Here is a 14,730-nt window from a genome sequence, read left to right on the forward strand (position 1 = left end):
ATGGGTCCGCCCGGACCCTCCACGGCAGAAACGGACATCCCGGATGAGCACGGCTTCCCTGGACGACATCGACCGCCGGATCATCGCGATCCTCCAGGCCGACGGCCGACGTCCCTACGCGCAGATCGCCGAGGAGCTGGGCATCCCGGCGTCCTCGGTCCGGTACCGGGTGCAGCGCCTGGAGGAGTCCGGCGTGCTGCAGGTCGTCGGCATCGCCAACCCCCTGAACATCGGCTTCGACCGGCTCGCGATGATCGGCATCAAGGTCGCGGCCGGCGCCGCCCCGCGCGTCTGCCGCGCCCTGCGCGACCTGCCCGAGACGTCCTACGTGATCATGACGGCGGGCGGCTACGACGTGATGGCCGAGGTCATCTGCCGCGACACCGGCCACTTCACCGACCTGATGAACCACCGCCTCCACCAGATCGACGGCGTCGTCTCCACCGAGTCCTTCTTCGTCCTGGAGGTCCACAAGCTCGCCTACGGCTGGGGCGTCCCCGCCGTCGAGGCCGTCCTGAACGCCCCCGAACCTCCCCCGGGGTCCGGTCTCGACCAACGCTGACCGAGGCAGGCGCTGACCTGGGCAGGCGCTGACGGGGACAGGCGCTGACCGGGGCAGGCCAAGGGCCGCGAAAACCGCGGCCCTCTCCCGGGCGTCCCACGGGTGTGGACGATCTGACCGCTCCCGAGCAACGCGTCTGGGACGCCTTCCCCGACTCCCTACCGGTCGACCTCGCCGGAGAACCCGTCCGCGCCGAGGTCCTCGCCGCCCTCGCCCTCAGCACCCGCCCCGGCACCCTGGGCCGCACGCCCGCCGTGCGCCTCTTCAACGCCCGGATCACCGGACTCCTCGACCTGTCCCTGGCGACCGTCCCGCACCCCCTCATCCTGGTCGGCTGCGCCTTCGAACACCCCCCGGTCCTGGACGGCGCCCGCCTCCCCACCCTCACCCTCGCCCGCACCCGCCTCCCCGCCCTCCAGGCCGTCGGCACCCAGATCACCGGCGGCCTCAGCCTTCGCGGATCCCACGTCGAAGGCCCGGTCCGCCTGAACGTCGCCAAGGTCGGCGGCATCCTGGACCTCTCCAGCGCCCGCCTCGCCGCCCCCGGCGGCGTCGCGTTCGACGGCGACGGCCTGACCGCCGAGGACGGCCTGTTCGCCCACCGCATGGAGGCGTCCGGCGAGTTCCGCCTCCAGGACGCCCGCATCGGCCGCCGCTGCGACCTCACCGGCGCCCGCCTCTCCAACCCCGGCCACGACGCCCTCCACGCCGACGCCCTCAAGGTCGACGGCATCCTCGAGATGTCCTCCGTCACCACCGAGGGCCGCCTCTCGATCCGCGGCGCCACCCTGACCGGCGCCCTCCTCATGGAGGGCGCGACGCTGTCCAACCCCGGGGCCTCGGCCCTCTACGCCGTCCAGAGCGAGATCGGCGAGAGCGCGCGCCTGTGCGACGGCTTCTCGGCGGACGGCGAGCTGACGTTCGGCGGGATGCGCGTGAAGGGCAACCTCTTCCTGCGCGGCGCCCGCCTCTCCAACCCCGGACGCGTCGCGCTGTCCCTGCCCGGCGCGACACTGAACGGCCCCCTGATGCTGGAGGAGGCCAGGGTGACCGGCGAGATCCACATGATCGACGCCGGCGTCCGGGGCGGCATCACCTTCCAGAACGCGCACGTCTCCAACCCGGAGGGCGCCGCCCTCAGCGCCGCGCGCGTCAAGGCGGACGGCGCCGTCGACTGCTGCAAGGGCTTCACGGCAACGGGACGCGTCTCGTTCACCTCGGCCGAGATCGCCCGAGACCTGTGCTTCGACGGAGCGCGCATCGAAGGCGACCTCGAACTCAAGCGGTCACGCTCCGGCATCCTGCGCCTGGGCCGGACGACGACGATCCTCGGCAAGGCCGACCTCCGGCACGCCTCGACCGGCGTCCTCGCGGACTTCCCCACCGCCTGGCCCGATTCGGTGCGCCTGGACGGCTTCGCCTACGAGTCCCTGCACCGCCCAACACCCGTGGCCGACCGCCTACAGCTGCTCACACGCGACACCGACGGCTACATACCGCAGCCCTACGAACACCTGGCCGCCCTCTACCAGCGAACGGGCCACGACGCCGCGGCACGAAACGTCCTGCTAGCGAAACAGCGCCGCCGCCGCAGCGGGCAACAGCTTCCCCTGCAGATCTGGGGCTACCTCCAAGACTGGACGGTCGGCTACGGCTACCGACCCCAACGCGCCGCCACATGGCTGATCGCCCTGCTGGCCCTCGGAACGGTCGTGTTCGCCGGACATCACCCGCCACCCCTCAAGAAGGACGAGGCACCGGAGTTCAACCCGTTCCTCTACGCCCTGGACCTGCTCGTCCCCATCGTGAGCTTCGGCCAGGACGGCTTCGCCCCACGCGGCGGCTACCAGTGGCTCGCCGCCGCCCTCACGGCCTCCGGCTGGATCCTCGCCACCACCATCATCGCCGGCGCCTCCCGCGTCCTCTCCCGCCAGTAGCCGCTACCGGAGGATGCTCTCCACGAGCCTCCAGACATCAGTGAAGGGGTTCAACCGCGGGTCCCGCTCACCCCCGTGCAGCTTCCTGGCGCGATCACACGCGTCGTCCACGCCCTTCCTGAAGTCGGCGAACCTGGTCCTCGCCTCGCTCCAGCCGGGGCAGGTGACCGCGAGTGCCTTCTTCGCCTGCTCGGCAGAGGCGAAAGGGGACGCGCAATCCTTCAGGTGCAGGAGCAGCCACGTTTCGAAACTCGGCGCTGAAAGCGCGAGGTCGACACGGGCCTCCGATGCCGCGGTTTGGATCCGCTCGATCAGATCGCCGTCCAGTTCCGTGTCGAGAACACACCAGACCTCGTCGTATTCGTCGACACACCTGCGGACGGCCTCCCGGACCACTTCCACATGACTTCCGCCCGGCGCGTCCACGGCGAGCTCCGGACCCAGACGTGTGCGCATTCCGGTGAAGTAGAGCTTCTCCGTCTTACCTTCACAGAGGATCAGGTAACTACGGCGCTCGTCCTTCGAACCGCTTGGACGACGGCGCAGGTCCGTGGTCCTGGACACGGGATCGTTCTCTCGCCTGGATCCGCTGGGCTTCGGAACTCTTGGAGACATTGGGGGGGTCCTCACGGGCTGCGAGGGCGGCGACGAAGAGTTCGTCGTTCACGACAGGCACCGCACCGTATCGCCCCGCGAGGTAACGCCGCTCTCGGTTCTCGTCCTTCCGCGGCCTGAACTCGGACAGCGGGAAGAGTTCCGTCTCCCCCGAATCGTCTTTCTGAGTGAACCAGATCTGGTCGCGATGGAGCACTTCCGCTCCCTGGATCCGTCCCAGAAGTGAGGCGTCGTGGCTGGTGAAGACGAGCTGGGCACCCCGGGGGTTGGTCTCAGGATCCTGGAAGAGCCTGATCAACTGGGCGCTCAGGAACGGATGCAGGCTCGCGTCCAGCTCGTCCACCATGAGCAGGGTGCCCCGGTCGAGGGAGGCGAACGCCGGGAGACTCAGGTCGAGCAGCGCCTTTGTTCCGGCCGACTCCTCATCCACGCTCAGCGAGAAGGTCCCGTCCTCACTCCGGTGGCGGAGGCTCAGGACGCGGCGCCTCTCCTTACTCAGCCCTCCCTGCACCCCCGCCTCCAAGCGAGCCATACGCGCCTGGTACTCGCCATCCCCCTCTTCGAGGATCTCCGCTTGTTCGATGCCCGTATCCGCCGCACGAAGGAGAACGGAGAGCCGGTCGAGATATCCGGCTCGCCGTAGCACCCGCTCCTGGAACAGGCGGTAACGGCGGATGCCCCCAGTGGACTGGTCGCGGAAGTCGGTAAGGGCGAACCAGTCATAGACCGGCCGGACGGACTCCTGCCGCGCCCTCGCGGCCACCGAGATGAACAGCACGTTCGGCTCGGTGAACTGCTCGATGTCCTTCAGGCTCTGGGGCGTCTTCTCGCCGTACCGATAGTCCGCCCGCCGCCTGTGGAACAGCGTGCGCTCACGTCCGCGCGGATAGCTGTACATCCATTCTTCGACCACGCCGCCGTCGTCCACGGAGAACCCGTACGTGAAGTGGTCGCCGTCGATCGACAGGTCGGTCACATAACTGGACGGACTGCCGTCCGCTCCGGCGAACGGGTAGCGGCGCACCCCCTCGTCGGGCTCGCTCTCACGAAACGAGCCGATCACCATCGCCTGGGCGAACCGGAAGGCATCGAACACGTTCGACTTTCCGGAGGCGTTGGGCCCGAAGATGCCGACCACCGGGAGCGCCGGCCGGGGGGTCGCGTCCGGAAGGTCCGAAGCGTAGGACGGAGTGAGCAGCAGCTGTTGCTCACTCCGGATCGATCTGTGGTTAGCCGCGCGGAAACTCAGCAGCATCGCTTCTCTAACCTCCCCCTACTTCGGGCTTCCCCCTCAAGCCTGCCGAAAACCCACGCGGGGCGCTAGGCACTCTATGTAATCACATAAATCGCCAGCGTGACCGCGCGTCTTGACGCCGGTCAGGGGACGCGGGCTACAGCGCCGTGCATGGAGACCTGCTTGACGGTCGGGGCGTGGTCGTCGCGGGCGGGGTCCGGACGCCAGTCGATGACCGAGCCGACGCCGGGGGCGAGGAGGTCGAGGCCGTCGAAGAAGCGGGCGACCTCGTCGGCGGAGCGGTTGCGGAAGGGGATGCCGCTGCGCTGGTTCGCCTCGTCCACGGCGGCGCGTTCCTCGGGGGTGAGGTGGTCCTGGGTGGCGTTGGTGATGACGACGAAGCTGCCCGGGGCGAGGGCGTCGACGAGGGTGCGGACGGTGCCGTACGCGTCGTCCTCGTCGGTGAGGAAGTGGGTGATGGCGACCAGCATCAGCGCGACCGGCTCGGTCAGGTCGAGGGTCTTGTGCAGGGCCGGGTCGGCGAGGATGCGCCGGGGTTCGCGCAGGTCGGAGTCCAGGTAGGCGGTCGCGCCCTCGGGCGAGCTGGTCAGCAGGGCGCGCGCGTGCACGAGGACGATCGGGTCGTTGTCGACGTAGACGATGCGGCTCGCCGGGTCGATCTCCTGGGCGATCTCGTGGACGTTGCCCGCGGACGGCAGGCCGGTGCCGACGTCCAGGAACTGCCGGATGCCCTCCTCCTCCGCGAGGTACCGGACGGCGCGCTGCATGAACCGGCGGTTCTCGATCGCGGCGTGCCGGATCGTCGGGAAGCCGGACGCGACGGCCTCGCCGGAGACGCGGTCGGCCTGGAAGTTGTCCTTGCCGCCGAGCCAGTAGTTGTAGCGACGGGCCGGATGCGGCTTGCTGGGGTCGATCCCACGGGGGGCGCGCTCGGCGCTCACGGTGCACCTCGTTTTCGAGCGGGTCGATGCGTGATCAATTGTGCCGGACGTCACCGGGTTCACGCGTTTCGGGGTGGATCGCCGGGACTTTTCCAGCCATGATCGTCTCACTCTTCGGTCGCGACGACGCGGAAGGCCCTTCCCCATGAGTGTCCGTTACAGCCCGTTCGACTTCGATGTCCAGAAGGACCCGTACCCGGTGTACGAGCGCCTGCGCGAGGAAGCCCCGGTCCACCGGAACGACGAGGACGACATCTGGGTCCTGTCCAGGCACGAGGACGTCGAGGCGGCGCTGCGCGACTCGGCGCGTTTCTCCAGCGTGAACGGGCTGCGGATCGAGCCCGCGTTCTGGGGTCCGGACGCGGAGCGGTTCTTCTCGTTCGTCGCGATGGACCCGCCCAAGCACACCCGGATGCGCGGCCTGGTGTCCCGCGCGTTCACGGCCCGGCGGATCGCCGCGCTCGAGCCGCGCCTGCGCGAGATCGCGCGCGGCCACCTCGCGCCACTGCTGGAGGCCGGCGAGTTCGACCTGATGACCGACTTCGCCGCCCGGTTCCCGACCGACGTGATCTCCGAGCTGGTCGGCGTCCCCGAGGCCGACCGGGACCGGGTCCGCGACCTCGGCTCGGCGATCATGCACCGGCCGGAGGACGTCCCCGGCCCGGTGACCGACCTGCCGCCGGAGGCGCTGCAGGCGATCGGCGAGCTCGTCGGCTACTACACGCAGCTGACGATCGAGCGCGCCGGGGAGCGCCGCGACGACCTGCTGTCCGGCCTGCTGGACGTCGGCGAGGGCGAGGACCGGCTGACCCCCGAGGAGATCGTCGGGGTGCTGATCCTGCTGGTCGGGGCCGGGATCGAGACGTCCATGCTGCTGATCGGCAACTGCTGGCACGCCGCCTGGACGCACCCGGACGCCCGCGCCGCGGCGCTGCGCGGCGGCCGCGTGAACGCGTGGATCGAGGAGACCCTGCGGTACGACCCGTCCACGCAGGCGCTGGCGCGGACCGCGACCGAGGACGTCGAGCTGCACGGCGTCACCGTCCCGAAGGACGGCCGCGTACTGGCCCTGCTGGGCTCGGCGAACCGCGACCCGCGCGTCTTCAAGGACCCGGAGACCTTCGACCTCGACCGCGACACCGGGCGGGCGCTGTCGTTCGGCATCGGCCGCCACCACTGCCTGGGCTCGGCGCTCGGACGGCTGGAGGCGCGCATCGCGCTGTCGGAGATCGCGTCCGCCGTCGCCGACTTCGAGGTGGACGAGGCGGGCGTGAAGCGCATCTACTCGTCCAACGACCGCGGTTTCGTGGCGCTCCCGACCCGGATCACCGCCCGCCACTGACCCGGGCCGGACGGCCTCAGTGGTCGGGGTGCAGCGCGCCGCCGATGTAGGACGCGGCGAGCAGCGTGAAGATGTACGCCTGAAGGACCTGGACGAAGATCTCGAAGGCGGTCAGGACCACCGACATCAGCACCCCGACCACGCCCAGCCCGAGGCCCGCGACCGTGGGCCGTTCCAGGAGGAACCACCACGCCACGGTCGCGAAGAAGGCCAGCAGGATGTGCCCGGCGAACATGTTCGCGAACAGCCGCACCGACTGCGTGAACGGCCGCAGGACCAGGTGCTGGAGCAGTTCGATCGGCGCGTAGAACACGTACACCCAGACGGGCAGGCCGGGCGGGAACATGATGTTCCGGAGGTATCCGGCGAGCCCCTGCTCGCGGACGCTGATAACCAGGTAGAGCGCGTAGCAGAGCAGCGCGAGCAGCAGCGGCATCGCGAAGTGCGAGGTCGCGGGCAGTTGCAGGACGGGCACGTCCCCCATGAGGTTCATGGCGAGGACGAACAGGAACAGCGGCAGCAGGAACGGCATCCACCGGTCGCCGTCCGCGCCGATCATCGGCCGCGCGATCTGGTCGCGGACGAACAGGTGGCCGACCTCCCCGAGGTTCTGGACCCCGCGCGGGACGAGCGCCGGGCGCCCGAACGCGCGCCAGGAGAAGACGATCACCGCCACGGCCGAGAGCACGATCAGCAGCACCGGCTTGGTGATCCAGTCGGGCAGCACACCCGGCCAGAGCGGCCCCCACTGGAACAGCTCCCCGCCGGGGGCGTGGAACTCGTCGGCTGCGATCCGCGGGATCGGTGCGGACGGTGCGGTCGGCATGCGGCGGCCCTCCCGAGCATGATGATACGCCTGTACCACTTAGAAATGGTACAGGCGTATCACTAACGCCGGAACAGCCGGTCCAGGTGGTAGACGAGGATCGCGCGGGCCTCCGCGCCGTCCCGGTGCCCGGCCATCACGCCGGAGCCGAGCCCCTGCGCCATCGTGAACAGCCCGGCGGCCGTGGTCAGCGCGTCCAGGCCGGGGTCGATCTCGCCGGCCTCCTGCGCGCGCGTGATGTGCTCGGCGAGGAAACGGTCCGTCGCGCTGTGGTGCGGCGACCCGACCCGCTCGGCGAAGCCGGGATCGTCCAGGACGAGGAGGAAGAAGGCGTTGTAGGTGCGCCAGAGCCGCCGGCCCTCGTCGTCCAGGGGCATGACCGCGGTGAGCGCGCCCTCCAGGACCGCGCGCGGCGGCGGCGGGGACGCGCCGCCGCTCTCCTCGGCGATCCGCGAGACCATCCGCGCCGACATCTGCTCCCCCAGGAACGGCACCGCGCCGAGGAGCAGCTCCAGCTTGCTCTCGAAGTAGTACTGGACGAGCCGGACCGACACCCCCGCCTCGGCCGCGACCTCGCGCATCGTGGCCGCCTGGAGCCCGCGCGCGCCCGCGATCCGCAGCAGCGCCCCGGCGATCTGCCTGCGCCGCTGCTCGTGATCGACCTTCTTCGGCACCGCGCCACGCCCTCCGTCCCCCGGGAATACGACCCGGCCAGGGTACGGCCGGGTCGGGTACGGTCGGCGGCATGTCCGCGTCAAGCACGAGTCCGCGCTCCCCCCGGCAACCGCGCCTTCCGCGCCTCCCGCGCCTTCCGCGTCTTCCCCAGGGGCTCGTCCCCGCCGGGCGCGACGACGCCGAACTCGTCCACGACGCCAAGTTCCTGACCCTGGACTACGGCGCGCTCGACCTGGTCACCCCCGGGGAGGACCCGGAGGACGTCACGTTCGAGCGCTGCCGCTTCACCGACACGCGGCTCGCCGGGCTCACCCTGCACCGCGCGGGCTTCGCCGACGTCGCGTTCCGCGGCTGCGACCTGGCCAACCTGCGGCTGTTCGACTCCCGCTTCTTCAACACCGCGGTCACCACCTGCCGGATGACCGGCACGCAGTTCACCGAGTCGGGCCTGCGCGACGTGACGTTCGAGGGCTGCCGCGCCGACCTGTCCGGATTCCGCTTCGCGGTGCTCCGGAACGTGGTGTTCCGCGACTGCAACCTCACCGAGGCGAACTTCCAGAACGCCGAGCTGCGCGACGTCCGGTTCGAGGACTGCGCGCTGGTCGCGGCCCAGTTCAGCCAGGCGTCCGTGCGGGACGTCCGGTTCGACGGGTGCGACCTGTCCGGCCTCGGCGGCGTGGACGGCCTGGACGGCGCGACGGTCGGGCCGTCCGACGCGCGCTCGCTACTGCCGTCCTTCGCCACCGCGCTGGGCGTCACGATCGACGACTGAGTTCCCCGGACCGGGACGGTCAGGACGGATCGGCGGCCTCGCGGACGACCAGGCGGCTCAGCCGGTGGCCGAGCTCCTCGTCGAGCGGGGCGTGCTCCAGCATGAGCCGGTACCAGAGCACGCCGTAGACGAGGTCCGTCAGCAGCTCGGGGTCGGCGTCCGGCGCGACCTCGCCGCGCGCGGCCGCGCGGTCGAGGATCGAGCGGAACACCTCGCGCCGCACGAGCAGGAAGCGCTCCCGGAACCGCGCCGCGAACCCCGGTTCGAGCAGCGCCTCGGCCATCAGCCCGACGAGGGCGGCGCGCTGCCCGCGCTGGCGGAAGGTCGGGGCGAGGAAGACGTCCAGGTCGGCGCCGAGCGACCCCTCGTCGGGGACGGCGACCGCCGCCTCCACCAGCCCGGCCATGGCCTCCAGCACGACCTCCGCCTTGGACGGCCACCAGCGGTAGACCGTCTGCTTCCCCACGCCCGCGCGGGCCGCGATGCCCTGCATGGTCAGCGCGGCGTACCCGCGCTCCTGGAGCTCGCCCATGGCCGCTTCGAGAATCGCCCGCCGGGCCGCCTCGCTGCGCGGACGGCCGGGGCCGCGTTGTCCGGTCATCCCGCCAATTTACAAGACGGTACGTCTCGTATAAAATCGAGACGTACCGTCTAGAAAAGGAAGTAAGCAGATGCGCGTCGTAGTCATGGGTGGCACGTCCGGAATCGGCCGCGCGGCGGCCGAGCGGCTCACCGCGCAGGGCGCCGAGGTGATCGTCACCGGGCGTGCCCCCGAGAAGCTCGCCGAGCTCAAGGCCACCGTTTCCGCCGCCGAGCAGGTCGACGGCACCGACGAGACCCAGGTGCGCGAGTTCTTCGAGCGGACCGGGGAGTTCGACCACCTGGTCCTCGCTTTCAGCCCCGGCGCGGACGCCCTGGGCCCGGTGGCCGAGGTCGGCGACGACGCCGTCCGGCGGATGTTCGAGGGCAAGCTTTTCGCGTACCTGTCGGCGATCCGGTTGTCGCAGGGCAAGGTCAAGGGTTCGATCACCATGCTGTCGGCCGCGTCCGCCCGCGCGGCGAACCCGGGCACGGCCGTGCTCGCGGCGGTGAACGGCGCGATCGAGCGGACCGTCCCGCCGCTCGCCGCCGAGCTCGCGCCCGTCCGCGTGAACGTCGTCGCCCCGGGCCTGATCGACACGCCCTGGTGGTCGTTCGTCCCGGAGGACCAGCGTGACGAGACGTTCGGCCGCTTCACCGGCGCGCTGCCGGTCCCGCGCCCCGGCCGTCCCGAGGAGGTCGCGGACGCGATCGCCTACCTGGTCACCGCCGACTACGTCACCGGAACGATCCTCCCGGTCGACGGCGGCAGCACCATTTCCTGACCCTCCGCCCCCGGCCCCGGAACGCCCTCGCGCGTCCCGGGGCCGACCCGCAAAATCGCTGGCCGCCGCCGCCGCGTCCGGCGTAGCCTGCGCGGTCGTGCTGATCAACGACGTGCAGGCGTTCCTGCGGACCATCCCCGACGACCAGCGGCTCCGGGTCGGGCCGTTCACCGCCAAGATCAACGCGGACGATCCCGACCTGCCGTTCAACTTCGCCGTCCCCGACGACGACGCGGACCCGACGGCGGACGAGATCGACGCCCTGATCAGGGCCTTCCGGGACCGGTCCCGCGTTCCCCGCCTCGAATACGTCCCGCGCGCCGCGCCGAGGGTCGAGGCCGCCCTCCTCGCCGCCGGGTTCACCCCCGAGGGCCGCTTCCCGCTGCTGGTCCGCCCGCCGTCCGAGGACGTGGACGCGCCGGTCGGCCCAGGCGTCGGCGTCGGCGTCGGCCTCGTCCCCGCGTCCGCGACGGACGACCTGTGGGCCGTCGCCCGGGTCACCAACGCCGCGTTCGGCGCGCCCCCGCCCGCCGAGCACGACCTCACGCGCCTGCGCCGCGTCCTCGCCGGGGACGGCCTGGTCGCCGCCGCCCGCGACACGACCTCGGGCGAGATCATCGGCGCGGGCATGCTCCTCGCCCCGAAGTCGGGCGTCGCCGAGGTCGCGGGCATCGCCACCGCCCCGTCCCACCGCCGCCGGGGCGTCGGGGGCGCCGTCACGGCCGCCCTCACCCGCGCGGGCGCACGAGCCGGAATCACCACCCTGTTCCTCACCCCGGCCGACGACCGGGCGGCCAGCGTCTACGCACGCGTCGGCTACCAGAAGCAGGGCGAGGCCCTCTTCATCTCGCTGCGCCCGTAGACGCCGGGGGCTACCAAGTAGCGGCCCCCTTGAAGCTCGTGGCGGCGGGGAGGTAGGCGAGGGCGGCGCGGGCGGCGGTGATGTCGTAGGTGCGGTGCTGGGCGAGGTGGCTGATGGCGTAGCGGGTCAGGTGGGGCGGGCGGGGGCTGCGCGCCAGAAGGTAGGTGCCCTCGGCGAGAGCGGCGAGGGCCTTGGCCGGACGGTGCGGAAGGTAGAGGGGGCGGGCCCGGACGCCTCGCTCGGCCAAGAGCGCGCGGAGCGCCGTGTCGAGGAGGACGGGCTCGGCGTCGGTGACGTTGTAGACGCCGGGCGGACCGGTCAGGGCCTGACGGCAGGCGTGGACGAGGTTGCCGATCGACGTGAGGCTGATCCGCTGACGGCCGGTGCCGACGGCGGGGAGGACAGGCCCCCGGACGGCCGACAGGACACGGGGCAGCAGCGTCGTGTCGCCCGGCCCGTAGACGGCGTGGGGACGCAGGACGACGGCGTCCGGGCGGCTCAGGACGAGGCGCTCGGCGGCGGCCTTGGACGCGCTGTACGCGTTGAGGTGCCGGACGGCGGGACCCGCGGACTCGGGGGTCATGACATGCGGGACGCGGGCGTCGTAGACGCTCGCCGTGCTGACATGGACGAACCGGGCGCCCGGCCAGGTCGCGAGGACGTTGCGGGTGCCGAGCAGGTTGACGGCGAACAGGTCGGAAGCGGGGCCCCAGTCGGTGACGCCGCCCGCGCAGTGGATCACGGCGTCGACGGGCGGCGGGGTTCCGAGGGGGCCGTGGGTGATGTCCCAGAAGCGGTGGCCGGGACGGCGTCCGAAGGTGAGGACGTCGTGGTCGGCGGCGGCGAGGGCGCGGGCGACGGCTCCGCCGACGAAGCCGGACGCGCCGGTGACGGCGATCCTCATCGGACGGCCTCGCGCGGCAGGACGGCCTCCCGCAGCCGGTCGCGGTCGAGCTTGCGGGTCCGGCCGGAGCGCGGCAGGGACGGCAGGACGACGATCCGGTCCGGCAGGGCGTCGTGGTCGATGAGCTGCGGGAGACGTCGCCGCAGCTCATCGGGGGTGGCGGTCCCGGTGACGGCGAGGACGACCTCCTCGTCGCCGGTCTCCGGGTCGGGGACGCCGACGATGGCGGCCTCGTCCACGCCGTCCAGGGTGGTGATCGCGGGTTCGTAGAGCCCCGGGTACAAGTTGAACTTGCCGCGGATGAGCATGTCCTTCTTGCGGCCGATGAGTACCAGCCGGTCACTTTCCCTGCGGACGAGGTCGCCCGTGGGGAGTTCGGTGAGCGGCGGTTCGCCGAGGTAGCCGCGGCACAGGTTCGGGCCGGAGAGCCAGAGTTCGCCGTCCGAAGCTACGCGCGTGTGCACGAGCGGGGTGCCGAGGTTGTCGCCACCACTGGTGTGGGCGAGTTTCTCCTGAGCGGACGCAATGGCGACAGGCAGGATCTCGGTCATCGCATACACGGAGAGCACCTCCGCATGCGGTGCGGCCTCGATCGCGCGCCTCAGCACACCGGCCGGAGCGGGCGCGGCACCCAGCAGGACGTAGCGCAAGGACTTGGGCAGCAACGGCTCGGCGTCCAAGACCTCGGCCAGGTGCACGGGGACGCAGAAGGTGTGCGTCGCGCCGCGTTCGCGGAGCTGCAGCGCGAACCGTTTCGGCGACGCGGACAGAGGCGGCATCGACCAGCGCGCCCCGGAGACCAGCGTCGGAAGCCCGAGCATCAGCTGGTCCGTGTGGACGACGTCGCCCGGCCCCAGAGGCAGCCGCTCGCGGAACAGGTCGAGCGCGGCGACGAGCGACGCCTGGGTGTGGACGACCGCCCGCGGCTTCGCCGTGGTCCCGGAGGTGAAGATGACGGCCGCGGGCGCGTCCGGATCGGGGTCCGCCTCGGGGCCGGGGTCGGACGCGTCGTGCCCGGTCAGGAGGCTGTGGAGGCTGAGCGAGTCGCGCGGGACGCCGGGCAGGCGGGGCCCGGTGTGGATGTGCCGGAGCGGAAGGTCCGCGAGGTCGGGCAGGAGGAGGCCGCGGCGGCGCGCCAGGGCGCGGACGGGCCGGAGGCGGCTCGCCGCGTACAGGACGGATTCGGCCGCCGACCAGCGCGGGGACGCGAGGCGGAGGCGGGCGGCGAACATCTCGGGGCCCGCACCGGGGTCGGCGAACACGACCACTCCCCCGGCGGCGACGACGCCGAGCGCCAGGACGAGGCTGTCCCGGGACGGCCGCACCGAGAACAGGACGCCGTCCCCCGCCCGCATGCCGTTCGCCCGCAGCCCGTGCCGGACGGCGAGGATCCGGTGGCGCAGCTCGCCGTAGGTCATCTCGGTCCCGTCGCCCGCGACGAGCGCGACGGCGGACGGGGTGCGCGCCGCCTGGTCCAGGAGGCGTCGGATCAGGGTCATCGGGCGTTCTCCTCACCGCGGCGGACGCGGAGGTGGCGGTAGGTCGGGATCAGGACGCCCCGGGCGGCGGTCCGGTGCGTGATCGTCAGGGGCCCGGCGGCCAGCAGCGCGCGGCCGACGGCCCGGGTCTCGGCCAGGGCGAGCGGGTAACCGAGGCAGAAGTGCGGACCCGCCCCGAACCAGAGTCGCCGCAGCTCAGGCGGCGTGGGCCGGCTCGGGTCGAACGGGCCGTACGCGCGGCAGCAGTTGGAGGTGGCGATGAGGACGCGGTCGCCGGGCCCCACGGCCACGTCCGCGATCCGGGTCTCGGCGTGGACGCTGCGCAGCATGACGGGCGTCGGCGTCGTCACGCGCATGGCCTCGTCGATCGCGCGGTCCAGGTCGGGGGCGTCCATCGTGCCGGTGTCGTGGAGGAGGGCGATGAGGCGCGGGACGAGGGTGGCGACGGTCTCGGTCCCGGTGAGGAAGAAGGCGCCGGCCGCGCCGCGCGCCTCGCTCTCGGTGAGGCCGAGGGTCCGCATGCGGCCCATCACGGTGGACGGCGAGCCCTCGGCGTACGCCTGCGCGGCGATGTCGCCGAGCGGGTTCAGGACGGCTCGTGCGCGCGCGATCTGCGACGGCGTGAGGCGCCGGGTCCGCAGGGAGATCATCGACACGATCCGCTCGCCCGCCTCGAAGAGGGCGCGGTAGTCGTGCTCGGACGCCGTCTCCAGTCCGATGACCCGGCTGATCACCGCGCCCGCCATCACGCGCATCAGCGCGACGACGTCGACCTCCTCGCCGCGCGCGAGCCGGTCCGACACGTCCCTGAGGGGAACGGCCAGGACGTCGTCCACCAGGGATTCGGCGTAGCCGGGCGCGAAGAGGCCGGTGAGGCGGCGGCGCAGCGCGCGGTGGGCGTCGCCCTCCATGTTGAGCAGCACGGACGGGCCGAGCACCGGCGTCCACAGCTCGCCGGGCGATCCCGGGCCGTCCTTGCGGAACGTCTCGCCGTCCATCAGGACGTCGCGGGCGTGGTGGGCGTCGTTCACCACGACCCCGACGCCCGGCACCCGGACGACGGGTCCGAGCCGCGCGAGCCCGCGGAGCAGCGGGTACGCCACCGGATGCGCCGCCAGGTACAGCCGCGTCTCCCAGTCGAACCGCGCGAAAGGCGATCCCACGTGCCTGCCTCCC

General features: G+C 72.0%; 15 protein-coding genes. 6 read left to right on the forward strand and 9 right to left on the reverse strand.

The genetic code is table 11. The annotated features are described in order from the left end of the window. The first annotated feature begins 43 nt into the window (after positions 1-43). Both EBO15_RS23925 and EBO15_RS23930 read left to right on the forward strand, forming a co-directional pair. Positions 44-562 (forward strand): Lrp/AsnC family transcriptional regulator, encoded by a 519-nt coding sequence (locus EBO15_RS23925; RefSeq protein ID WP_122196680.1) that lies wholly within the window; start codon positions 44-46, stop codon positions 560-562. Between the two features lie 104 nt (positions 563-666). After that, complete coding sequence (locus tag EBO15_RS23930; protein ID WP_122196681.1) at positions 667-2,499, forward strand: hypothetical protein; 1,833 nt, start codon at positions 667-669, stop codon at positions 2,497-2,499. A gap of 3 nt (positions 2,500-2,502) precedes the next feature. On the opposite strand, the gene EBO15_RS23935 is transcribed toward EBO15_RS23930, so the two are convergent. The 3 genes from EBO15_RS23935 to EBO15_RS23945 all read right to left on the reverse strand — a co-directional run bounded on the left by EBO15_RS23935 (position 2,503) and on the right by EBO15_RS23945 (position 5,310). Beyond that, positions 2,503-3,063, reverse strand: a complete 561-nt coding sequence (locus tag EBO15_RS23935; RefSeq protein WP_158628340.1) for an RloB family protein — start codon at positions 3,061-3,063, stop codon at positions 2,503-2,505. Continuing rightward, positions 3,005-4,369, reverse strand: a complete 1,365-nt coding sequence (locus EBO15_RS23940; protein WP_122196683.1) for an AAA family ATPase — start codon at positions 4,367-4,369, stop codon at positions 3,005-3,007. The genes EBO15_RS23935 and EBO15_RS23940 overlap by 59 nt, the downstream gene beginning before the upstream one ends. Before the next feature lie 122 nt (positions 4,370-4,491). Then, entirely contained in the window at positions 4,492-5,310 is an 819-nt protein-coding gene (locus tag EBO15_RS23945; RefSeq protein WP_233616399.1) for an SAM-dependent methyltransferase, read from the reverse strand. A gap of 145 nt (positions 5,311-5,455) precedes the next feature. On the opposite strand from EBO15_RS23945, the gene EBO15_RS23950 reads away from it, so the two are divergent. Next, positions 5,456-6,652 (forward strand): cytochrome P450, encoded by a 1,197-nt coding sequence (locus EBO15_RS23950; protein WP_122196685.1) that lies wholly within the window; start codon positions 5,456-5,458, stop codon positions 6,650-6,652. 16 nt (positions 6,653-6,668) lie between these two features. Here EBO15_RS23950 and atpB read toward each other — a convergent pair whose 3' ends face one another. Further along, on the reverse strand, positions 6,669-7,478 hold the full coding sequence (gene atpB, locus EBO15_RS23955) for a F0F1 ATP synthase subunit A (protein ID WP_122196686.1): 810 nt from the start codon (positions 7,476-7,478) through the stop codon (positions 6,669-6,671). 62 nt (positions 7,479-7,540) lie between these two features. Further along, on the reverse strand, positions 7,541-8,152 hold the full coding sequence (locus EBO15_RS23960; RefSeq protein WP_199744765.1) for a TetR/AcrR family transcriptional regulator: 612 nt from the start codon (positions 8,150-8,152) through the stop codon (positions 7,541-7,543). Positions 8,153-8,223: 71 nt separating this feature from the next. Between EBO15_RS23960 and EBO15_RS23965 the strand changes: the two genes are divergently transcribed. Further along, complete coding sequence (locus EBO15_RS23965; protein ID WP_122196687.1) at positions 8,224-8,925, forward strand: pentapeptide repeat-containing protein; 702 nt, start codon at positions 8,224-8,226, stop codon at positions 8,923-8,925. A 19-nt stretch (positions 8,926-8,944) separates the two neighbouring features. Here EBO15_RS23965 and EBO15_RS23970 read toward each other — a convergent pair whose 3' ends face one another. After that, complete coding sequence (locus EBO15_RS23970) at positions 8,945-9,526, reverse strand: TetR/AcrR family transcriptional regulator (protein ID WP_199744766.1); 582 nt, start codon at positions 9,524-9,526, stop codon at positions 8,945-8,947. Positions 9,527-9,596: 70 nt separating this feature from the next. Here EBO15_RS23970 and EBO15_RS23975 point away from each other — a divergent pair, with 70 nt between their 5' ends. After that, entirely contained in the window at positions 9,597-10,289 is a 693-nt protein-coding gene (locus EBO15_RS23975) for an SDR family oxidoreductase (protein ID WP_122196688.1), read from the forward strand. Between the two features lie 97 nt (positions 10,290-10,386). Further along, positions 10,387-11,151, forward strand: a complete 765-nt coding sequence (locus EBO15_RS23980; RefSeq protein ID WP_158628341.1) for a GNAT family N-acetyltransferase — start codon at positions 10,387-10,389, stop codon at positions 11,149-11,151. Positions 11,152-11,161: 10 nt separating this feature from the next. Here EBO15_RS23980 and EBO15_RS23985 read toward each other — a convergent pair whose 3' ends face one another. From EBO15_RS23985 to EBO15_RS23995, 3 genes are read right to left on the reverse strand one after another with little or no spacing between them, the layout of a single operon-like run. Beyond that, positions 11,162-12,055: an NAD-dependent epimerase/dehydratase family protein gene (locus EBO15_RS23985; RefSeq protein ID WP_122196690.1), complete on the reverse strand. Its 894-nt coding sequence runs from the start codon at positions 12,053-12,055 to the stop codon at positions 11,162-11,164. Then, a complete protein-coding gene (locus EBO15_RS23990) occupies positions 12,052-13,554 on the reverse strand; it encodes a class I adenylate-forming enzyme family protein (protein ID WP_122196691.1) in 1,503 nt (500 codons plus the stop codon). The genes EBO15_RS23985 and EBO15_RS23990 overlap by 4 nt, the downstream gene beginning before the upstream one ends. Then, positions 13,551-14,717, reverse strand: a complete 1,167-nt coding sequence (locus EBO15_RS23995; protein WP_122196692.1) for a cytochrome P450 — start codon at positions 14,715-14,717, stop codon at positions 13,551-13,553. Before EBO15_RS23995 ends, EBO15_RS23990 begins: the two co-directional genes overlap by 4 nt. Positions 14,718-14,730: the final 13 nt, after the last annotated feature.

Source organism: Actinomadura harenae (genome assembly GCF_003696215.1).
Classification (GTDB): Bacteria; Actinomycetota; Actinomycetes; order Streptosporangiales; family Streptosporangiaceae; genus Spirillospora; species Spirillospora harenae.

Coding starts and splice junctions, on each gene's coding strand:
- EBO15_RS23925 (WP_122196680.1), top strand. CDS start 44: ATGAGCACGGCTTCCCTGGACGACATCGACCGCCGGATCATCGCGATC.
- EBO15_RS23940 (WP_122196683.1), bottom strand. CDS start 4,369: ATGCTGCTGAGTTTCCGCGCGGCTAACCACAGATCGATCCGGAGTGAG.
- EBO15_RS23950 (WP_122196685.1), top strand. CDS start 5,456: ATGAGTGTCCGTTACAGCCCGTTCGACTTCGATGTCCAGAAGGACCCG.
- atpB (WP_122196686.1), bottom strand. CDS start 7,478: ATGCCGACCGCACCGTCCGCACCGATCCCGCGGATCGCAGCCGACGAG.
- EBO15_RS23965 (WP_122196687.1), top strand. CDS start 8,224: ATGTCCGCGTCAAGCACGAGTCCGCGCTCCCCCCGGCAACCGCGCCTT.
- EBO15_RS23970 (WP_199744766.1), bottom strand. CDS start 9,526: ATGACCGGACAACGCGGCCCCGGCCGTCCGCGCAGCGAGGCGGCCCGG.
- EBO15_RS23975 (WP_122196688.1), top strand. CDS start 9,597: ATGCGCGTCGTAGTCATGGGTGGCACGTCCGGAATCGGCCGCGCGGCG.
- EBO15_RS23985 (WP_122196690.1), bottom strand. CDS start 12,055: ATGAGGATCGCCGTCACCGGCGCGTCCGGCTTCGTCGGCGGAGCCGTC.
- EBO15_RS23990 (WP_122196691.1), bottom strand. CDS start 13,554: ATGACCCTGATCCGACGCCTCCTGGACCAGGCGGCGCGCACCCCGTCC.